At 53.6% G+C, this 20,712-nt stretch carries 22 protein-coding genes and 2 pseudogenes; 14 read left to right on the top strand and 10 right to left on the bottom strand.

What is annotated here, in order from left to right:
* The first annotated feature begins 214 nt into the window (after positions 1–214).
* From NP552_RS11430 to NP552_RS11450, 5 genes are all read left to right on the top strand, one after another.
* Positions 215–943 (top strand): metallophosphoesterase, encoded by a 729-nt coding sequence (locus tag NP552_RS11430; RefSeq protein WP_100633682.1) that lies wholly within the window; start codon positions 215–217, stop codon positions 941–943.
* 25 nt (positions 944–968) lie between these two features.
* On the top strand, positions 969–1,265 hold the full coding sequence (locus NP552_RS11435; protein WP_100634006.1) for a hypothetical protein: 297 nt from the start codon (positions 969–971) through the stop codon (positions 1,263–1,265).
* Between the two features lie 316 nt (positions 1,266–1,581).
* Entirely contained in the window at positions 1,582–2,232 is a 651-nt protein-coding gene (locus NP552_RS11440) for an HAD family hydrolase (protein ID WP_100633684.1), read from the top strand.
* A gap of 274 nt (positions 2,233–2,506) precedes the next feature.
* Positions 2,507–4,660 (top strand): AAA family ATPase, encoded by a 2,154-nt coding sequence (locus tag NP552_RS11445; RefSeq protein ID WP_100633686.1) that lies wholly within the window; start codon positions 2,507–2,509, stop codon positions 4,658–4,660.
* Positions 4,661–5,189: 529 nt separating this feature from the next.
* On the top strand, positions 5,190–5,486 hold the full coding sequence (locus tag NP552_RS11450; protein ID WP_274096736.1) for a hypothetical protein: 297 nt from the start codon (positions 5,190–5,192) through the stop codon (positions 5,484–5,486).
* 165 nt (positions 5,487–5,651) lie between these two features.
* Here NP552_RS11450 and NP552_RS11455 read toward each other — a convergent pair whose 3' ends face one another.
* Positions 5,652–5,813: a hypothetical protein gene (locus tag NP552_RS11455; RefSeq protein WP_167400214.1), complete on the bottom strand. Its 162-nt coding sequence runs from the start codon at positions 5,811–5,813 to the stop codon at positions 5,652–5,654.
* 86 nt (positions 5,814–5,899) lie between these two features.
* Between NP552_RS11455 and NP552_RS11460 the strand changes: the two genes are divergently transcribed.
* The 7 genes and pseudogenes from NP552_RS11460 (at position 5,900) to kefC (ending at position 11,207) form a co-directional block, all read left to right on the top strand.
* Positions 5,900–6,250 carry a hypothetical protein gene (locus NP552_RS11460; protein ID WP_146095018.1) on the top strand — a complete coding sequence of 117 codons (351 nt, stop codon included), beginning with the start codon at positions 5,900–5,902 and terminating at the stop codon, positions 6,248–6,250.
* 62 nt (positions 6,251–6,312) lie between these two features.
* Positions 6,313–6,703, top strand: a pseudogene (locus NP552_RS11465) (hypothetical protein); the annotation flags it as partial.
* A 316-nt stretch (positions 6,704–7,019) separates the two neighbouring features.
* Positions 7,020–7,352, top strand: coding sequence for a carboxymuconolactone decarboxylase family protein (locus NP552_RS11470; RefSeq protein WP_014860758.1), 333 nt, complete (start codon positions 7,020–7,022; stop codon positions 7,350–7,352).
* A gap of 44 nt (positions 7,353–7,396) precedes the next feature.
* Positions 7,397–8,503 carry an alkene reductase gene (locus NP552_RS11475; protein ID WP_186517017.1) on the top strand — a complete coding sequence of 369 codons (1,107 nt, stop codon included), beginning with the start codon at positions 7,397–7,399 and terminating at the stop codon, positions 8,501–8,503.
* Between the two features lie 30 nt (positions 8,504–8,533).
* Positions 8,534–8,752: a tautomerase family protein gene (locus tag NP552_RS11480; protein WP_014860756.1), complete on the top strand. Its 219-nt coding sequence runs from the start codon at positions 8,534–8,536 to the stop codon at positions 8,750–8,752.
* Positions 8,753–8,861: 109 nt separating this feature from the next.
* Positions 8,862–9,383: a glutathione-regulated potassium-efflux system oxidoreductase KefF gene (gene kefF / locus NP552_RS11485; RefSeq protein ID WP_100633693.1), complete on the top strand. Its 522-nt coding sequence runs from the start codon at positions 8,862–8,864 to the stop codon at positions 9,381–9,383.
* A complete protein-coding gene (kefC, locus tag NP552_RS11490) occupies positions 9,384–11,207 on the top strand; it encodes a glutathione-regulated potassium-efflux system protein KefC (protein WP_186517019.1) in 1,824 nt (607 codons plus the stop codon).
* A gap of 33 nt (positions 11,208–11,240) precedes the next feature.
* Here the strand turns inward: kefC and NP552_RS11495 are convergent, their stop codons facing one another.
* From NP552_RS11495 to NP552_RS11520, 6 genes and pseudogenes are all read right to left on the bottom strand, one after another.
* Positions 11,241–11,570, bottom strand: a complete 330-nt coding sequence (locus NP552_RS11495; protein WP_100634008.1) for a thioredoxin family protein — start codon at positions 11,568–11,570, stop codon at positions 11,241–11,243.
* Positions 11,571–11,633: 63 nt separating this feature from the next.
* Positions 11,634–12,332 (bottom strand): DsbA family oxidoreductase, encoded by a 699-nt coding sequence (locus tag NP552_RS11500; RefSeq protein ID WP_274096737.1) that lies wholly within the window; start codon positions 12,330–12,332, stop codon positions 11,634–11,636.
* 3 nt (positions 12,333–12,335) lie between these two features.
* Positions 12,336–12,926 (bottom strand): TetR/AcrR family transcriptional regulator, encoded by a 591-nt coding sequence (locus NP552_RS11505; protein ID WP_100633699.1) that lies wholly within the window; start codon positions 12,924–12,926, stop codon positions 12,336–12,338.
* A 95-nt stretch (positions 12,927–13,021) separates the two neighbouring features.
* The gene (locus NP552_RS11510) at positions 13,022–13,795 is read right to left on the bottom strand and encodes an SDR family NAD(P)-dependent oxidoreductase (protein ID WP_100633701.1); all 774 of its coding nucleotides are present in this window, start codon (positions 13,793–13,795) and stop codon (positions 13,022–13,024) included.
* A gap of 72 nt (positions 13,796–13,867) precedes the next feature.
* Positions 13,868–14,422: an OsmC family protein gene (locus tag NP552_RS11515; RefSeq protein WP_100633703.1), complete on the bottom strand. Its 555-nt coding sequence runs from the start codon at positions 14,420–14,422 to the stop codon at positions 13,868–13,870.
* A 393-nt stretch (positions 14,423–14,815) separates the two neighbouring features.
* Positions 14,816–15,264, bottom strand: a pseudogene (locus NP552_RS11520) (transposase); the annotation flags it as partial.
* Positions 15,265–15,537: 273 nt separating this feature from the next.
* Here NP552_RS11520 and NP552_RS11525 point away from each other — a divergent pair.
* Together NP552_RS11525 and NP552_RS11530 are read left to right on the top strand one after the other, a co-directional pair.
* Positions 15,538–15,855: a transposase gene (locus NP552_RS11525; protein WP_100633705.1), complete on the top strand. Its 318-nt coding sequence runs from the start codon at positions 15,538–15,540 to the stop codon at positions 15,853–15,855.
* A 538-nt stretch (positions 15,856–16,393) separates the two neighbouring features.
* Positions 16,394–16,642, top strand: a complete 249-nt coding sequence (locus NP552_RS11530; RefSeq protein ID WP_100633707.1) for a hypothetical protein — start codon at positions 16,394–16,396, stop codon at positions 16,640–16,642.
* A gap of 545 nt (positions 16,643–17,187) precedes the next feature.
* Here NP552_RS11530 and NP552_RS11535 read toward each other — a convergent pair.
* The 3 genes from NP552_RS11535 to NP552_RS11545 form a co-directional block, all read right to left on the bottom strand.
* A complete protein-coding gene (locus tag NP552_RS11535; RefSeq protein ID WP_100633709.1) occupies positions 17,188–17,763 on the bottom strand; it encodes a TetR/AcrR family transcriptional regulator in 576 nt (191 codons plus the stop codon).
* 882 nt (positions 17,764–18,645) lie between these two features.
* Complete coding sequence (locus NP552_RS11540; protein ID WP_100633711.1) at positions 18,646–19,287, bottom strand: response regulator; 642 nt, start codon at positions 19,285–19,287, stop codon at positions 18,646–18,648.
* 32 nt (positions 19,288–19,319) lie between these two features.
* The gene (locus tag NP552_RS11545) at positions 19,320–20,681 is read right to left on the bottom strand and encodes a cache domain-containing protein (RefSeq protein ID WP_100633713.1); all 1,362 of its coding nucleotides are present in this window, start codon (positions 20,679–20,681) and stop codon (positions 19,320–19,322) included.
* Positions 20,682–20,712: the final 31 nt, after the last annotated feature.

Raw genomic sequence — 20,712 nt, forward strand, 5'->3', positions numbered from 1 at the left:
TGTTTTCGCGTGATCGTCTCCTTGAAGGGAGGTTCGCCCTGTATCAGTTGCTCCCTCCAGGCCTGTGAATACCGGGGAGAGTAGGGCTCCTAGTCAGGCTTCACGGAACTTCAATATAGCGATAAACCGTCAAATGGAAGGCCATGCAGAACCGCCCTCAGCAGGCTCTGCGGTCGGCCAGGCATGCCACCCCGGCTCAGGCAAGGGTTCCTGAATGAAGATTTTGATTTACTCGGATTTGCACAACGAATTCGACTGCTTCAGCCCTCCGAGCGTCGATGCAGATCTTGTCATTTTGGCAGGGGATATTGATCTCTTGAACCGAGGTGTGAAGTGGGCCAATGAGTCGTTCAGCAGTGATGTGATTTATTGCAGCGGCAACCACGAATTTTACAAAGGCCATCTCACCCGTACTCGCGAAAAAATGGAAGCCGTAGCCGCCTCGCATGTCCACGTCCTGGATAACCAGGTCTGGACGTCGAACAACGTTCGATTTCTAGTCGCGACGTGTTGGACAGATTTCAGTGGCACCGGGGATGTGATGGCAGCCTCCAGTGCGTGTTTGGGGGGAATGAACGATTTTCGGATGATCCGTACGGGCAGTGAGTACCGACGTATCCGGCCTGCAGATCTCATCGAATTAAATCGCGCGTCGTACGAGTTTCTCCGCGAAAAGCTCGCGACTCCCTACGCCGGCCAGACCGTCGTCGTAACCCATCACTGTCCTATCCCTGAGGCCTCTGGGTCAGAGCATTCTGGGCATTTGAGCGCTGCCTATTTCAATCGATGGCACCAGCTAGTTGACCAGGCAGACGTCTGGATTTTTGGGCATACCCACCATTCGATCGATCGACCATTCGGGCGGTGCCGGCTGATCTCGAATCCACGTGGATACCCCCAAGAAGAAACCGGTTTTAACCCGTTTAAAATTTTGGAGATTTGAAGTGTCGACAGTAGCAAGGTGCTCGGTGAGCGACGAGCACCCCATTCCTCTGAAAGTCTTAGCAGCGAAGCGTATCAAGTGGGGCGTGATCATCGATGCCTACCTTACTAATGTCGCCAAGGTAGGTGCGCGTTATTCGGCTATTGCTTTCGCGGATCGCTCGGGCCTCATCGGTGATGGCGAGACCGTCGCCACTCCCCCGGCTATGGCTGTCGCTGAGCAGCAGGGCTTCGTGTTGCTCCAGAGCCTTTGTGGGCGTGATCATTACGTCGTCGTGAGTTGGCTCGAAGCCGATGAGGCTAGCACTCATCCCTGCCCCTGAAATGATCCGGATCATCGACCAGAGGAGGGGGTGCCCGGGGCCAGTGTGCTCTTGGATGAGGCAATCGCTTTCGCGCGGAGTCGGGCTCGTATGACAGCCAGTGGACTGTCGATTCCTAGTTCTGGATTGTGTAAACCGGTTTTTTGATGTGTAAACCTACTTAGTTTACAGGTCAAAAAAATGGTTTACAGTCCAATTCTGGCGGGCTAAGTCCTGAGGAAAACGGGTGGCGGAACAGGCTCGGGCTCAGTTCCGTCTTACTACTACTTGATCTGAACAATGGCTTTTGAATAAGGCTGGACAGGAAGAAGGGCACATGATTTCAGCAGTCGTTTTCGATGCATACGGTACCGTTGTTCGCATCGGTCAACGCACCAACCCTTACGGCGCTTTGCTTAAAGAAGGCCGCCGACAGGGTTTGGCGCTAACATCCGACAGCACCCATTTCGTGATGACAGCGAACCTCAGTTTTGACCAGGTAGCTGATCATCTGGGGATCGAGCTTTCTTCTTCGGAGCGAGCGGAGATGAACGATGCGTTGGGCGAGGAACTGGCATCAATCGAGCCATACCCTGATGCCCTTGAGGTGATTGACCGACTGCAGGAAGCGGGGCTGCTCATTGGCATCTGTTCGAACCTAGCCCAGCCCTACGGCCCTGTTATCAGGAAAGCCTTCCCGCACGTGCAATGTCACGCTTTCAGTTACGAGCTTGGGGTCATGAAGCCTGACCCCAGAATCTACCTGCACATTTGCCGAGAGATGGGGGTGGACGCCCGCCATGCGGAGATTCAAAGAGCCCGAGAGAAAGCCCGAGTGGTGATGATTGGCGATTCCAGAAAATGCGACAGGGATGGCCCTAGAGCTGTGGGAATCGTGGGGCATCACTTGGATCGGTCAGGCCAGGGGCATATCAGCGACCTTGTGCAATTCGCCAACCTGGTCACCGACCACAATCGCGCCGGTTGAGCAGTAACCACTGAATGATCAGAGCCAACCAGAGGTCAGCCCAGAACGCTCTCTGATCATCACCCACGCAGCCGGCCCAGCTCTCTAGCTGAGCCACCCTGATCAGCCCTGTGAATGGACGCTGAGCCAGATCGGCACGAGCCTGCTGCCCCTGACACTTCCCCGATTCACACTAGCGACACGAATAGTTGTTTTCTAGCGCGTGCTGGCCCTATGAAATCGCACGGTTTCTGCCTATCTTTGAGCTGGATCTGCCTCTGCCAGGGACTGTGCCATGCTCGAAAAAATCCTTCTCCGCAATGTTTCCAGCTACTCGCCTGACGCTGCCGTGTCCATTGCTCCGCTCAAGCGCGTGAGCCTGTTCTATGGCCAGAACGGTACAGGCAAAACCACCATTGGCAACTATCTCCAAGCCCCAGGCGAGGCCTGTTATAGCGTCTGCGGGGTGGAGCCGATCAAGGTCGGTCGCGAGGTGCTGGTCTACAACCATCATTTCATGGAGAAGAACTTCCAGGAAGCGACTTCTCAGCCAGGGGTATTCACGCTCAATGAGGGAAACATTGAGGCCAAAGAGGCACTGGCGACGGCAGAGGCATCCATTGCTGAGCTTACGATCGCCCATGACGCTGAAATGGAGAAGGGAGTTAACAGCAAGAAGGTTAATGACGCCGCGTACGAGGTACTGTTGGAGAATGTGTGGAAGCCCAAGCGCGAGTTTGATGGTACTGCACTGGCCTATTGCTTCAAGTTGCTCAACACAAAGGAGCGATTGCTAGAGCACGTACGCAGTGTACCGCTGGAGGCCTCCTCCGAAACTGCCCAAGTGCTGTTGGCTGAGGCCGCTGCGCTAAAGGAGTTCAGCGATCAGGAACTGCCAGGTATCCCGCAGCTCGCGTTTCAAGCGCAAAGCCTTGAGGGGGATCCGATTCTGCAAGAGGTCATCACCGGGTCAGGTAACTCCTACCTTTCTGCGTTTATTCAGCAGCTGGGAAACTCGGACTGGGTCAAGCATGCCCTGCGTTACGAGACAGAAGCACACGACAAATGCCCGCTTTGCCAGCAAAACCTGCCACCGGATTTTTACGCTGAGGTTCGTAAAGTCTTCGACAAGACCTACGAGGAACGCCTGGATGTGCTGCGACAACTCGAAGGCCGGTACCGGAGCGGAGTCGAGCAGTTTCTACGTCGGTGCGAGGCTCCGGAGTATCAGCATCAAGCAATCAAGCTGCATGTCTCCAAGCTGCAAGCTGTGCTCCAAAATAACCTCCAAGCCTTGGCCGGGAAAATCGCCAGTCCTTCGCTAGTAACGACGTTGGAGTCCACCGTTCCTTTAACAGCTCAATTGAATTCTGTGATCGACGCGGAGCAGCAGAAGATCGACGAGGTCAACGGGAAGATAAAAAACCGTAAGCAGCATGAAGAGAGCATTAAGCAACGCTTCTGGAAATGGTACAGAGGTGCGTGCAACGCCTTTTTCGTGACATTCGACAAAGTTGAAAAGGCCCAAGGCCGCGTACGCCAAGCGGCCAAGGATGAAGTGCAGGCCCTCAGAAATCGTATTCAAGAGCAGCAGGGCATCGTCAGCACGTCCAGAGCGTCCATCACAAACATCGACCAAGCGGTCGAGAACATCAAATACTGGTTGCGGATGCTCGGACTGAAGGGTTTTACGCTGATCAGGGAGGAGGGGGCAGTACCCCAATACCGGCTAGAGCGTCCAGGTCAGACTGAGGGGGTGTTCAAGACCCTGAGTGAGGGCGAGAAAACACTGATCTCATTCCTCTACTTCCTTGAAGTCTGCAATGGCGAAATGGGTGCTGGAGGTGGGAGGCTCAAGAGTGACCGGATCATCGTCATCGACGATCCGATTTCGAGCCTTTCCCATAACTACGTGTACGACATAGCTTCCTTGATCAGGCGCCAGGTGTTGATGCCGAAGGAGCGCTTCAAGCAGGTGATTATACTCACGCACAACCTCTTCTTCTTCCATGAAATGGTGAAGCTGTTGAAAGAGGATGGGGAGAAGGCGTTTGCGCTGTTCCGTATTACCAAGTCTGAATACAGCTCGGTAGTGGCGATGGAGGAGAGGGAAATTCAGAATGACTACCAGGCGTGCTGGCAGACGATCAAGGACGCCTTGCAAGGCAGGACGTCCCCCAACGTGATGCCGAACATGATGCGTAACATTTTGGAGTACTACTTCAGCTTCGTGCACCAGGCACCCACGCTGCGCCAGGCGCTGATGAAGCTCAGCGAGGACAAGCCGGAATTCACGGCCTTTTTTCGTTACATCAACCGCGAGTCCCATACTGATGCGGTCAACATCACAGACTTTGGAGAGATCGATCCTGCCACCTTCATCGATCGTTTCAAGGACGTGTTCGTCGAAACGAATTTCGAAGCTCATTTCGACAAGATGATGGCATGAGGTTGCCTGGAGGCGATGGTTTTTCGAAGCCGGTATGGGGAAAGGTGGGAAGGCCACCAAAGTAAATGCGAGTCTTCTCAGGCTGGCCCTCCACTGATAGCATTACGCCTGCAGCTACCACCAAAGGACTCTCCTTCCTGCCTGGCACTCATCTGCTCGCTTTGCACGTGGCGTGTAAAGGCTATCAGCGGCCCGCTGAGATCAGATGGAGAATACGCCATGACCGATCATGGAAAAGTTGTCTTGGTTCGCCAGTACAACCGTTTCCGGCTGGGGCAATGGGAGATCGTGTGCACGCACATGCGCTCCCTTCCGCGCCGTTAATTGAACGTACCGAGGTGGTAGCTGCACCCCCTCCCTCAGGCCCTTCCTTATTGCCAGACCTGGCCGCCGATCGCGTAACCAGATGACGTACCAGCCTCCTAACTTGGCGCCCGTCAGGCCTTTGATGCGTTGCTGATGAACCCCAAATTGGGGAAAGCTACTACCATCGTAACAATCGTCAAAATGTCACATTCCAAGGACAGCGTTGGACAACCTTGTTCAATTGCGACATCTCTTATCAATTTGCGACGTTTTCGCCACCCCCCCTCTTGAAATTTTTAAAGCGAGACGGAGTTCTATATTTGAGAGCAAAAAGATTTTCTACCGTGTCGGCGCCACCGATGATGCTTGGATAAGACACGGTGTGATGGCCGATCTTTTCGCTTTTGGTCTGAGCGCTTTTCAGGCCTCAATTGCCTTGCCGATAGGCGAGGCGAGGGCCGGTAGGGGAGATCGTCTTTTTGGCCGTAAGGCCGCTGCTTTTGCTTTTGACTTCAAATAACAAGCTGAACCCAATTTTTTGAGTGGAGTAGCTCCGTCTCAAAATGCACCCATGTCAGACAACCTACGGCGACGCTGGAGTTGCGCCGCCTTATTTTCCCTAGTGCATACGGGTGTCCTTGCCTCTGGTTATCAGCATATTGATCTGCATAATGATGTCCTCGGATTACCGAGTAGCATTTGCCTCCACCAAGGCCTGCTCCAACGCCTCCAGCGCATCCTGCAGGCGTTGATTCTCACGAGGATCACTGCTTGTTGGTCTGTAGGCCTGGCAGTGGCGCAAGAGGGCTTCCAGGTCGTTCTGATTCAGGTCAAATTCGATGTGCATGCTCAGGCTCAATTCCAGGGCTGTTAAATGTCGTGCCGTGTTCTAGTGGGCACGGTGTAGTTGTGCTGTAGCAGCGAGGTTTGTGCTTGGACAGTGATGTGGAAAAGCTGGTGTGGGAAAGGGCGTGGCAGGTCTACGCGGATTCGCTTAGCTTGATTCTGAGTGAGGCACTGGTCGGCTACAAGCGCACCGCTGGCTTCGACGATTTGACCCGGCTCTACGAGGACACACTCGGCGGCGAGACACTGATGAGTTTGAGACACGCCTTGAAGCTTCGCTGGCCTGATAGCGATGTGGGGCATGCAGAACCTTATGTTCAGCTCCGATCCCGTCTTCGGTCATACCTCGCGCAGTATTTACTGCGTAAGCTCGTCTTTGAGCATGAGGGCACGCCTGCTCTGAGAGATGCCTTTTTTGCGGGAGATCTTGGTGTATGAATAACGGCGTCGATCAGAATCAATCTGATGCTGACCGGGCCCCGTTTTGAATGAACTACGTCCAGCCACTGTTGGACGAGGTCAGCATTCCATCGAGCCAACCTAGCCGCCCGCGTAAGCGCCGTAAATGGTTGCTTACCTACAAGGGCTACAACGTCGAAGCGCTACGCCGCTAATGCGACCAATAGCGAATGCAGCCCGCCATCTCCCTGCGCTCGAAGAAATGCAAGCCCAAGCCTAGATTACCCAGAGTGTTCGATCAGCCCAAGTATCGACAGCGCAACATCACCAAGCGCATGTTTGGCTGGCTGAAGAGAACCTCCGGGCTTCGATAAGCTTGCCAGAGGCTATGCCGCCATAGTCTCACTGGCTTGTTCCATGCGGTACAGAGCCTATTGCCGGCGCACCCTCGCAGGGCTCAGCCCAGAGCCTATTCAGTGCCTTCAACCCTGATAAGGCCAGGCTTGACTCTGACCGAGCCTCAACCACATTTCGCGAATATGGATCGCTCCACTTGAGCCTTTGCACTGCCTACGCTCATTCGAATCTTCTTTTTGAAGATGGCTACCTATAGGTAGGTGCGCAGTCATGGCCAGGCGCCTTCGACCAAAATATCATTGGCCACGTATCGATACTGTCACCTCGATCCTGCGTAATGACGTGAATTTAGCATGAGGCGTTGCAAGCCTACCAACTAGATGGTAGCGTATGCTCATAGTCGAAACCAACCCGTGAACCTGCCGGGCGTTAACGCCCACGTGAGAGCCTCATGCAAGATTGGAAGCAAACCCGCAAAGACATCAACACTCGCCTCGTTGAGCTCAATGGCCTGTCCCCTGAAACCATGAAAGGCATGGCTGCGCTAGGCGCCGCTGGCGGCAAGACGAACCATCTGGACGCCAAAACCCGCGAGCTGATTTCTTTGGCTGTAGCTGTGACCACTCGCTGCGACGGATGCATCGCTTTCCACGCAGCTGAGGCCAAGAAGCTCGGCGTTACCAGTGAAGAAGTAGCTGAAGCCCTGGGTGTAGCCATCAACATGAACGCCGGTGCTGCGCTGGTCTACAGCACCCACGTGCTCGACGCGTTTGATAAGTCCTGAATCAGACGCTGACTTTCAACCTTCCAACGACGTCGAGATTAATCATGAATAAGCTGTTCACTCCGTACGACCTGTCCGGTATTGCGCTCAAAAACCGCGTCGTCATGGCCCCCATGACTCGCACCCGAACCTTGAACAACATTCCAAATGAATCCAACGCGCTGTACTACGCGCAACGTGCTTCTGCCGGCTTGCTGATCACCGAAGGCCTGCCTATCTCCGACGAGGCTCGGGGGTATCTGTACACCCCCGGCATTTACGAAGATGAGCACCTGCCAGGCTGGCGCAATGTCACTGACGCTGTGCATGCCAAAGGCGGGAAGATTTTTGCGCAGCTCTGGCACGTAGGGCGTATGTCCCATGTCTCGGTGCATGGTTTGGTACCGGTCTCCTCGGGCAAAGTGCCTGCCGTAGACACCACGGTGTATGCCTGGATCGAACCGGGCAAATCTGGGCCTGTTCAACCAAGCGAACCTCGCGCCCTGGAAACTGAAGAAGTGAAACGGGTCATTGCGGATTTCGTTAAATCCGCGCGGATGGCGATGGACGCAGGTTTTGACGGTATCGAAATCATGGCAGCCAACGGCTTCCTGTTCGATCAATTCCTGAGCAGCGCCCTGAACACTCGCACTGATCAGTACGGTGGCTCTATTGCCAACCGTCAGCGCTTCCTGCTGGAAACAATTGACGCGATTGCTGCTGAAATTGGTGGTTCGAAGATTGGCGTTCGCTTCTCGCCGTTTGGTCGCCTGTACGACTTCGGGGTGTACGAAGGCGAAGAAGAAACCTGGATGAGCATGGCGGCTGCCCTCAACGAACGAGAGCTGGCATTTGTTCACCTGAACTACCAACCGACCATCTTGGCCGCGCAAACGCCCCCAGGCTTCGGTGCTGCGTTCCGCGACGCTTACAAAGGCACCTTGATGGCTGCTGGCGGCTTCACCAAAGAGATCGCAGAGTCTGAGCTGGCCAAAGGCGAACTCGACCTGATCGCTTTCGGCACCGCTTACATCGCCAACCCGGATCTGGTCGAGCGCATGCAAAACGATTGGCCGCTGGCCGAGGGTGATCGCGCTACCTACTACGGCGTAAGCGATTCGATTGATAAGGGTTACACCGACTACCCTGAATACGCAGCAGCAAAAGCCTGAAATTCCATCCCAAACATTTAGGAGAACACCATGCCACTCGTAACTATTAAAGGTATTGAAGGGGTTTTTTCTGACGAGCAAAAAGCCGAGGTCATTCGCAAAGTGACTGACGCCATGGTGTCGGTGGAAGGCGAAAACATGCGTGCCCTGACCTGGGTCATTTTCGAAGAGGTTAAGAGCGGAGACTGGGGTATCGCTGGCAATCCAGTCACTGCACAGGACGTGCTGAAGTTGCAAGCAGGCCAATAAGGCTTCATCGCCAAACCATTAGCTCCCTGATCGCTGAGTGTATTTACGCTCAACGATCAGGGGGCTTTTTCCGTTCTTGAAGAACGCCAGGTTTGTGGGGAATCACGTCATGATTCTGATCATTTACGCCCATCCTTACCCTGAGAAATCCAACGTAAACACGTTGATGCTCAGGTTCGCAGCTAACAAATCCGATGTTGTAGTCCGTTCCCTGTACGACCTATACCCCGATTTCAACATCAACGTTGAAGCTGAACAGAAGGCCGTGGAGCAAGCAGACCTGCTGGTTCTGCAGCATCCTTTGTATTGGTATAGCTACCCCCCACTTTTGAAGCTGTGGATCGATAAGGTCTTCACGCAGGGCTGGGCCTACGGGGCGGGTGCTACTGCTTTGAAAAATAAAAATCTCCTGTGGGCCGTGACCACGGGCGGAGAGCATGATCATTTTGAAGGCGGTGACCATCCGGGTTTCGCGGTGCTGTCCCAGCCTCTTCAAGCAACCGCGAATTACTGTGGAATGCGTTGGTTAAGCCCAGTCGCAGTTCATGGTGCATATAGAGCAGACCAAGACGGACTGCTCAAGCAGATCCGCCATTACGGCGAGCGCCTGGCCTCGTGGAAGGAAGATTGAATGGACACTCATAGCCTGATTGAAATGCTCATTTACTTGGGCTCAGCTGCCTTGATAGTCCCAATTGCCGTTCGGTTAGGTTTAGGCCCGGTTCTGGGGTATCTGATAGCCGGCTGCTTAATCGGCCCGTGGGGCTTGAAGCTTGTGACCGACGTCGAGTCCATACTGCACTTCGCTGAAATTGGCGTGGTGTTGATGCTGTTCATCATTGGTCTCGAACTCGACCCCAGGCGTCTTTGGGCTATGCGCCGGATGGTGTTCGGTGGTGGTGCGATGCAGATGCTGGCATGTGGTGCAGCCATCGCAATATTTTGCGCTGCACTAGGCTTGAACTGGACAGCTGCGCTGCTGGTAGGGCTAACGCTGAGCCTCTCGTCGACAGCTATCGCGATGCAGGCCATGAATGAGCGGAACATGACCTCGACCGCCGTGGGTCGAAGCAGCTTTGCCGTGTTGCTTTTCCAAGACATCGCGGCGATTCCCCTGGTGGCTATGATTCCACTGCTGGCCGCAAACGGTGGCACGCCCTCGGGTGCGGAACTGGCCCTGTCTATCGCGAAAATCGTAGGTGCAGTTGTCGCAGTTGTTCTTTTGGGTCAGTACGTATCCAGACCCGTCCTTCGCTTTGTAGCGCGCTCTGGCCTGAGAGAGATCTTTAGTGCTGTCGCGCTGTTCCTGGTATTCGGATTCGGCCTCTTATTGGAAGAGGCAGGCTTATCGATGGCCATGGGTGCTTTCTTAGCGGGCGTTCTATTGGCTAGCTCGGAATATCGTCATGCCCTAGAGAGCGATATCGAGCCTTTCAAGGGATTATTGCTGGGTCTGTTCTTCATCGGCGTAGGCATGTCGATTGACTTCGGAACGCTGATCGACGCCCCTTTGAAAGTCATCACTCTGACGTTGGGCTTTATCCTGATCAAGCTGCTCGTGATAAAGCTTCTGGGGCGTTTCTTGAGTGTCCCAAGTGATCAGCGCTCGTGGCAGGCGGTGTTCCTCGGCCAAGGCAGTGAGTTTGCCTTTGTGGTATTTGGCGCAGCGACTGTCGCCGGCATCCTGATCGACCCTTGGGGTAAAAGCCTGACGTTGGCGGTGGCGCTGTCCATGTGTATAACGCCTCTGCTGATCCTCTTGCTCAATCACTTGGACTCGTCGGGCAAACAGGGTAGCAAGGAATCGGACATCATTGATCAGAGCAATCCTCGGGTCATCATTGCTGGCTTCGGTCGGTTCGGTCAAATCGCTGGGCGTCTACTGATGTCCTGTGGCTTTGAGGTAGTGGTCTTGGATCATGATCCCGACCACATCGAGACACTGCGAAAATTCGGAGTGAAGGTGTTTTATGGGGATGCCACACGTCTCGATTTACTTCACGCTGCGGGTGCCGCGAAAGCCGTGGTGCTGATCAACGCCATCGACAACCAGGACGATAACCTGGCACTGACCGAGCTGGCTCAAGAGCATTTTCCATCCCTGAAACTGGTGGTGCGTGCTCGTGATATGGGGCATAGCATTACCCTGCGCCAGATGGGCATAGAGGCCGTCGAGCGGGAAACTTTTGAAAGCGCGTTATCCCTTGGGCGTAGAGCCTTGGAGCAACTGGGTGTAGGGCGCTACGAGGCTCGTGAGCGTGCGGATCGGTTCCGTCGCCTGAATTTGGAAATGCTGGAAGAAATGGCCGCTCAGCCCGCTGATGACACCGAATTCAAGTACGACGCTTACAAACGAGCCAACGCTTTACTGACGGAAATATTCAACGAAGATCGTGCTCATCCAATTGACGCAGGCCCAGGAAAAAATGAGTCTTCAGCACCGAGAGGTGAATAGCCGGCCAGACTGCGAGTTATGGAGAACGCTCCGTTAGCTAGCGTCTTCCAGCTCAGTGATAATTGCTTTCTTCAAGGCTGAAACTGACTTAGACCCAGCGAAGACTTTCAATAAGCGGCCTTCGTGAAACACCGCCAAGGACGGCACAGAGCGGATGCCATACATCGGCGCAATTGTCGGAGACACCGCAATATCAATCTTTCCAAAGACCGCTAGAGAATGGAGTTTTCCCTCCAGTTCCAAGAAGATCGGCTTCATCTCTTTACAAGGTTTGCACCAGGAGGCTGAGAACATTACGACACTGCTCCCTTTGGCTACGAAGCGAGCAAATTGGGGAGCGCTCAACTCAACGATACGACTCATCTGGATTTCTCGTTCTGTATTGAGGAAAGGCGGCACCTTGAGAATGCCGCCATCCATTGCCAGTCAAATTTTGCAGCCATCGATCCCGCAGACTTGGCCCATTGATGAGCTATCCAGGGATTTCGCCTCAGCTGCCATCTGATTCAACGCCTGAAGAAAGGATGCGTCTGTCTGTGCGCCTGATACCGAGAACGCATTATTGAAGACGAAGAGCGGTACGCCGGAACCCAATTGGGCGGCAAACTGTTCATCCGCCTTCATCTCAGCGCGCAACTCTGCAGATGACCAAGCCAGCTGGATGGACTCGTCCGACACACCTGCGCCTTTAGCAATCGCCGCCAAGCTGGCGCGATCAAAAAGGGACTTACCGTGGCTGGTACTCTGCTCGTACAGCGCTTCCACAAGACGCTTCTTTACCTCCGAGTCTTCAACAGCTTTTACCAGCACATGAGCATCCGCAGTATCGCCAAACATCATGGTGTCAAAGCGGTAATCAAGCCCGTCGACCTCGCCATATTTACTGACGGTACTCATCATCGATAAAGCGGAGTTTGCGTTACCAAGCTTACGCTTCAAGGTAGGAATCATCGGCTCCGGAGCATGGTTGGCAGCCAGCCGATAGGCCCGAACGTTGACCTGTACGTCGTCCTTCTCTGGGAAGCATTCAAGTGCTTTCTCAAAGCGGCGCTTGGCAATCCAGCACCAAGGACACACATAATCAGACCAGATATCGACAACGTATTTTTTCGAAGGAGTTTTCATAATCTATCCTGCACGAAGAAATGAAGACCGAATTGCCGCCATTTCAAGCAAATGGTTAAAACCAGCCAAAGGGTCGGTTGATCGACCGAGTGTCCAATCAATGAGGCTTGCTCCCTCCAACATACTCAACAGCATGAAGGCGAAGTTTTCAGCCGTTGTTCCCAGCGACCAGTTGTGCTGGCGGACTGCGTCATTCAGGGTGCTTTGGAGCCAGGCGAGCTGAGAGTTGAAGAAGTCCCGCGTGAGCCCTTGGAGCGACAACGGCAACGCAGCCATTTCCGCAGCCAAGGCGCCGCATAAAGGCAGCAGCCCATCATTCGCGCTGATCACGAAAAGTCGAGAAAAGGCCTGCAGACGCTGCAGTGGCTCGGGATACATGGCTTCGATTGAGGCCAGCGTTTCATTGAACCGGGAGATGTAATCGTTGATCAGCTCTGCGCCCAAGCACTCCTTCGTAGGAAAATGATGGTGAATGCTGGCTTTTCTGATACCGATCTTCGCAGCGAGATCAGCGTAACTGAATGCTGAGTAACCCTTTGAACGCATCTGGGTTTCCGCGTAACTCATGAGCGCAGCTTTTGTCGTGATAGGCATTTGGAACTCCTACGGCCAGCACCTTTTTCCACCGGAGGCAGTGCACTGGGAAAGCGCCTCACTGAGAGGCGCTATATGCAGCGCTTGCTACGGTATTAGGCCCGTACTGCCATCACCCCTGCATCAACGTCCCAGATAGCACCTGTCACCCAGGAAGTTTTATCCGAGAGCAGGAAGAGGATGGTGTTGGCGACGTCCTCGGGAACACCGACACGCCCCAGCGGGTGGAAATCGTTGAGCGACTTCATCGCATCCGGAATCGCGTCCTTGTCCATGAAACCTTCATAGATCGAGGTGTGAACGATGCCAGGAGACACGGCATTAACTCGGATACCGGAGTGCGCCAGCTCAATTGCCAGGTTTCGGGTGACTGCGTGCAGACCCGCCTTAGCCATCGAATAAGCAGTCGCTGGAGAGCCTGCCAGTGCAGCTTGGGCGCCAATCGAACCGACGTTGACAATGGAACCTTCGCGCTTGGCGGCGAGCATATTCTTGACCACGGCCTGCGTGATAAAGAACGTGGCGCGGTTCAAATCCAGATACATGTCGTAATCAGCCTCATCGTGCTCGATGAAAGGCTTCGGAATGAATATGCCTGCGGAGTTCACCATGAAGCCAATGTCACTGTGATTGGCATTGATTTCGTTGCGTACGAAATTCATCCCTTCTTCGGTCATGAGGTTGGCAACGATCACCGATACGTTCCCCAACGAACTCAGCTCAGCGCGAACAGCGTCGGCTTTATCCTGTTTACTGCCGGTGAGAACCACGCTGCCACCAGCCTTCAAAAACAGGCGTGCTGTTTCCAGGCCCATGCCGCTTGTGCCGCCCACGACCAACAGTTTTTTGCCTTTAAAAAAATCGTTCATTACAGACTCCAGTACCAGATAACCGAAAGGTCGCTGGCCGCCAGGTGCCGTACACACCTGCGGCCATGACAGTTAGCCTTCGATGACTTCGAGCTTAGGGAGCATGCGGATGGCTTTAGAGAAGTTTGCGTAGTTGACCGAAGTCTTAAGCACCACCTTGTGCAGCTCTTCCACGCGCTCACGGGAGGCGTCGGTGTGCAGGCGGATTACGACGCTTACCTCGTCGTAGCCTGGGTTAACGCTTTCATCGATACCCAGGAAGCCACGCAGGTCGAGAGTGCCGTCGGTCTCAATTTCCAGGCTGTGGATCTTGATGCCCATCATCGCGGCATTGGCGGCATAGCCGACCGACATGCAGGCGTTGAGAGCAGCCATCAGCAGTTCCTGAGGGTTAGGCGCAGTGTTTTCGCCCAGCAGTTCATTGGGTTCATCGGCGGCGATTTCGAAATCACGCGAGTAGGTTTCACCGGCCAGGCTATAACGGCTGACTTTGGCTACAGAGCGGGTCTGGCCTTTCCACGCGGTCTTAACGTTGAAACTGGCGTGGCGCTTGCTCGCATCCTCAGCAACGGCTTGGGCAAATTGTTGCAGGGCAGCTACGTCAATACCGTTCAGATTGGTAGTCATTTGATAGATCCTCGGTGCACGCATTTACGGGGGTAGGTTGTTCGCTGAGAAACAACTCTACCAACTGGTAGGTTGGCGTGCAAGAAATTCTTTTCCCGTGAAGTGTGCGCACGCATGCGGCGACCTTTCGATCCGAAGAGGCTCGTATCTTAAGCTTGGTGAAATACCTGCTATTTCAGCAGGTTAGGCGACTGAAATGCCAGGCTCTCGGAGGTTTTAGATTTACACAGAGGGGAAGAGGCCAGCTCCGTTAAGAACTGGCAGCGGACAGTGCGGAGCTCCACTGCGAAGAGGTGGTAGCGGCTCAGAGTGAAATACTCCAAGACGTTGTTTTTAATATAATTAATGAAAACATAAACCAGACAAGAGGGGTTTTAGGCTGGCAGCAGTTGTCTTCGGCTGATGCACCTTAGGGGCACGTTTTTCATGCATGTTTTTGGTCGAACAGGGAGGGTGGCGATGATGGCATCGACCATCGACCACTTGCGCAATGAGAGGCCTTTGTCGAGAAGAAGTCGTCGATGATCTCCAGAATGCCCCTCGCAAGCAGATGCTCTTCCAGCAGATGCCGGTAACTCACCATCGTGGTGCCCTCAGGGGTCGGGGCGCTGAGTGTCAGCTGTGCAGACTGGCGCATCGAGGTGATCTCTTACAGCGCTTCTTCCATGGCTGGATCGCTAGTGAGACCAGTATTGCAGAGGTGGATGCGCAGCATGGTTTCCAGTGGATAGGGCTTCCTACCGCTGTCAGCTTTTGGATTATGCGGTTCGCAATGCAACCAGTGCATGCCACGGCACGACCTGTTTCATCTCAGCCAGGAAACGCTTGTGGCGTGTTTGCAGAGCACGGCGAGACTGATCAAGTTGTTTGCGCTCTCAAATCTGTGGCTGGTGCGCCTGCATTAGTTGGGGGACGTGCGTCCGTGAAGAATGTAACCAGGGCGTTGCCCTGGTTTCTCAATAATCAGCGCATGAAGAACAAGCTTTTCTGAGCCCCAAAACGCCTAATTAATGGTAAGGGACCGGCGAACACACCTTCCCGATGCAAACGCCGGAGGCCATGGTATCCACCTAATTTAAGTGGACGCCATTTCTGACCCATCAGGCGGACTCTTCATGCGCCTTCAGCGCCGTACCTACAGCAAATCCTTCAAAGCCCAGGTCATTCAAGAGTGTTCAGAGCCCGGCGCCTCCATCGCCAACATCGGATTGGGCCCCAGCCTCAACGCCAACCTCGTGCATAAATGGATACGCCTGCACACGCAGAAATCCACCGCGTTGCAGCCAGCGTTCATCCCTCTGCATACCCAGATGCTCCCGACCAGATCACAAGGCCAACCCGCCTACATTTGCCTTGAAATCCAATATCCGCGCACGCTCATCAAAATGAGTTGGCCCGTCGACAGTGCCGCCGCCTGCGCAGCCTTAGCTTGAAGGCCAAGCGGGACGAGGCTGGCCTGCATCATTTTCGCCCTATCTCCCGAGCGTCTCCGCCACCAGGTGCAGGCCAATTCAGCATGCGTGAGCGCTTCAGATCCTCACGACGAATCACGTAATGGCCAGCGTCAAAAAAAAGTTCGAAATTTTTGGGGCGCGCTGCAAGCCAAGCGGTATGCAGCTTGGGCTGTACGCCCAACAGGATATGCACACATTATCCACAGGGCATATGTGTCTTCAACGCTTGATAACTAAGCGGAAATCGCTCATCTTGTGGTTGCTGCGACAAAGACACCCTAGATATGGTGTTTGCAGTGCCGTGTCCCTAGACGGGAGGCGAGTTCAGCGAGCGGTCACGTTAGGTCGCCAAACGTTCCGTGATCCACTCGCTCTCAAAGCCATACGGTTGGACAACCTGACTTGAGTGAACGCATTACATCGAATTGCGCACTGCCGCGTCAAATGAAAGGTGACGCGTGGTTCGATGCGCTAGCGCTCGGTCGGGGCACTTAATCTCTGATCAAAAGGTAAGACTATGAGCTTTAATGCGAAACAAACCAGCAGTTCGATCGCCAGCCTGGCCTCGGCTGTACTGCTTGACTCTAAATCCTCCGCTTTGGCCAAGGAGCTAGCTGGCTCGGCGCTTTCTCAGGCCTCATCTACCAAGCAAACCAGTGCTCGGATGGAGGAGCTAGCCAGCAAAATTCTGGGTGAGTTGGGCCACAGCCAGACGGTGTTGAGCCTGGCCGGCTCCGTGCTTTCGCAGGCGAACAAAGAGCGCTGAGTTCGGTGCTGGTAACCACGCCCCGCCCAGGCGGGGCGTTTCTATTTCTGTTGCGGAGCCCGACGGTTCATCTCCTACCTGTGACACCCCGCCATGAGGTAGTTTTTGCGAGGTGGAGCTTGGCTCCGGCTGCCCGTTGAGGCGAGTACCGTAGCGGGATTTCTTGATTGTGGGCCAGCAATGGATAACCCCCGTCTGCTTTAGATTGAGCTTCGAGTTGTTCCTGTGCATTGATGGCCTATTGCCCTGGCGATGCCTTTTCGGTCTTTGAGCGTTAGAGCGAGTGGAATGGAAAGCATAATCGTCAGTGACGTCTGGGGCGCGCCTCGGGTTGCTATGGCGAGGGCGTCGCGAACGCCCTCAGCGAATTGCTGGACGGATACAGGCGTATGCTAGGGAAAGATGACCCTGTTCGAGTCACGTAAGAGGTCGAAGAACGCACCTTCAAAACCCCAGTATTGAGGGCGATGGTGTCCACTCGATTAGGTGGACACCATGGCTTGCAGCGGGTGGGGCGGGAAGATGTGTTGGCCGGACGGTTACTATCAATGTTTAGTTTCAGAATTCAAAAGCCCAGCCAGAATCAAATCAAACCCAGAAGACTTCTGGTAATCATCGTTCATGGCCCAAGACACAAAGCTGGCACCCTCCAGGGCATTCAATATAAATCTTGAAACCTTCGTAACGTCTAGGTCGGCCTTAAGCTCACCCAGAACCTGGCCATGCTTGATGTTATCTTGAAGCCAAGTGAGATGGATTTCGAAAAAATCCTTTGTTATCGCCTTGAGGCTTTCAGGTAAGGCCAGCAGCTCTGCAGCCAACGCCCCGCAGAGTGGAAGCATTCCATTTTCACTACTGTGCGCGAACATAAGAGCAAAGGCGTTCAACCGGTCAACAACGCCAATATTTTCATCATTGATGGCATTCAACTGCTTCTTGAAACGAAACAGATAGCTTTCGACGATGGCAATTGCCATGCCTTCCTTGGTCGGGAAATGATGATGAATACTCGCCTTCTTGATGCCAATTTCCTCTGCCAAGTCGGCATAGCTGAAGGCTGCGTAGCCCTTCGTGCGCAACAGAATTTCAGCGCTGGTCAAAAGGTCTGAACGTGTACTCATGATGCGGCATCCAAATTTGTCATCCAGACATCATAAATTAGTCACCCCTCATAAGACAGCGCTCGCCATGCGCGCACTGGGCTTCCTAACCCTTAGCGCCCATCTCGAATAGGCTCCATGCGGGATTGGCGAGCCTAGGAGCCTGCTTAGGACTACCGATCCACCAGGCGGCGGCTGATCTGAGGCCATTTCGAAATGAGCCAGAAACGCTAAGACGCAAACTGGTTCGGGATCAACGAATTTTGTTGGGATTGGTTGCGAATGCGCAGATCAAAATCCATACGTGATCAATGAGGCTTCCCAGCCAGGCTATCTATTTTTTGGAGGGCAGGGCGGGAAAAAGCTTACCAAGAGCGGGAGTACGGGGGTCATGCCGTTTGCCGCCTTGCTTGATCACTGAGTTTTCTGGGGTGATTCTGCGTCTGGCACCCGCTTGCCTAATTCGACGACGTCATCATTGAGGTCGGGCACGCAAAAAATGCATTCGTTTGGATCGATTTGCGTTCCTTCAATGTAACGCATTCGCTTATTAGCCGACGATCGATTGATGCCGAACCGAAAGGTAGCTCGGGTGGGTGGTTTATCGTTTGTGTCCACGTGTAAATTCCTCCGACTTGTGAAGGCAGGATACCATCCAGTAGGTAGGCTTGCAATGGGTGGTGCCATCTGACATCACTTATGTCGGGGGGCAGTACTAAGGAATTTGGATTCAGAGGTACACGGAATGGGGCACTGCTGCATCCTTGTGAGCTGGAGTGTGGCTGTGCCAGTCCTGCTGGTGCGCGGCTGGCTGGCTGGCTGGTGTATAATGACGCACGAGAAATGGTACGATTTCATTACAATTTGGCGAGCCAGATAGTTGTTTAGGTTATCGTCACATTTTCAATGTGGTTGGCTGGAAATTATCCCATGATCGATTGCATATTTTACTAGCGCTGCAGGTTTGTCGATTTTTAATTTTCGTCGAATGCTCAGGCGGTGCGTCTCTACTGTTCTGACGCTTATATTAAGTTCACGGGCCATTTCTTTGTTGTTCAGTCCTTGAGCCATTTTATAAAGAACTTGGCTCTCCCTGGGTGTTAGTTCGCTGGACTCGCCGTCTTCAAGGAGAAGTTTTTGTGCTATTTCGGCACTGTAAAAAGTACCTCCAGTTGCGATCGCTTCAATCGCCGCAACTATTTCTCTCGAAGGGGAGTTTTTTAACACGTAGCCGCTCGCGCCTGCACGCAGTGATTCGCTGACGTATTCTTTACTGTCGTGCATGCTGAGCACCAGAACCCGCAATGAAGGATGCTTTTCGCGTATTTTTCGTGTGAGTACAAGACCGTTTATGTCTGGTAGATTGATGTCTACTAGAAGTAGGTCTGGCTTGCACTGTTCAACCATTTCCATGGCGCGTGCGCCGTTTTCGGCCTCACCAACAACAGTCACGTTGTGTACTACTGAAAGCAGTGCCTTGATTCCATCGCGAACGAGCGAGTGGTCATCGACTAAGGCTAAACGAATTTTTGTTGATAGGCTCATTGGGGGTGTCCATCGTTATCGAAATAAGTGATTCAAACTTTTCTACAGGGGATGCTCATTGGGATCTCAATGTCGACCTCACTCCGGCCAGGTGAAGATGCCAGATGAAATCGACCACCCAAGTGTTCGACGCGTTCGCGTATGTTTCTGAGCCCGATCCCGGCATGGCGACGCTCAACTTCATCGACGTTAAAGCCAATTCCATCGTCGATGACTCTTAAACGAACAGATTGCTCGGTTCCAAACAAAGTAATGGCTACATCCTGAGCTTGAGCGTGTCGCTCGATGTTGGATAACGCTTCCTGAACAATTCGAAAAAGCGAGACGGGCACCCCGTCGTCCAGCAGGCACTCAAACTCATTAGTCTCAAACGTTACCCGCAGCCCACTGCGCTGCTCGAACTCCTCAGATAATTGTCCAATCGCGGCAGGAAGCCCCAGGGTGTCCAATAGCGAAGAGCGAAGGTCGTGTGAGATGCTGCGAACCTCCCCAATTGCCTCCCCAAGCCGCTCGGTAGCCTCTTTTAAGATGACTGCACCTCGGCTTTCTTCGTTTTCGAGCAGAAAGCCTGCTAGCTCAAGTTTGTATTTTATGGATACGAGAACTTGGCTAATGCCATCGTGAAGCTCGCGAGAAACGCGCGAACGCTCCTCTTCCTGAAGGCTGACAATTCGCTGGTTCAAGCGTTGCAGCTTGGTGTCGGCTAGCCGATGCTCACTCAGGTTCAGCGTCATTCCGCTTGCAAATACGAACAAGACCGCCACAAGTGCGACGACGGCAATTGAAACCATCGTCTTGCGGATACCCTGGGCCACTTCATCACGAGCTTGCTGAGTGGCTTTCTCAACGTCTTCGAGGTAGATGCCCGTACCGATCATCCACCCCCATTGTTCTAACATTACGACGTACGCTAGCTTTTCGGTCACTCTTCCGGATGAAGGTTTGTTCCACGCATAGCGTTGAAAACCCTCTCCAGACCGGGCACTTTGCAGCAACGCTTGAATTACTAGCAGACCGTGTGGATCTCTCATATCCATGAGGTCTTTGCCGACAAGCTCCGTCTGCCGTGCATGCATCAGACTGCGGCCTTGGCGGTCGTAGACGAAAAAATAACCATTTATACCAAAGCTTAGCTTCCTCAGCTCGTCTAGGACTTTTTGCTTGGCCTGGTCGTCACCATGGCCATCGTTATAGAGGGGGGCGATCAAGCTCCTCGCCATCGCTACGTAGTTCTCCAGCTCTGCGCGCTTACTGACCAAAATACTGTCTTCGATCAGTTGTGCTTGCTGGTCACCTAGCTGGTTGTTCAGGGAGATGACAAGCGCGCAGATAGCGGCAATAGCCAGTACAAGTGGCAAGATCCCCAGGGCGACAATTTTGTGTTTGAGCTGCATTCCTACTCCTGTCCAGACCTTGTACTCGACC

This window comes from Pseudomonas sp. 8209, from assembly GCF_028682105.1.
Classification (GTDB): Bacteria; Pseudomonadota; Gammaproteobacteria; order Pseudomonadales; family Pseudomonadaceae; genus Aquipseudomonas; species Aquipseudomonas palmensis.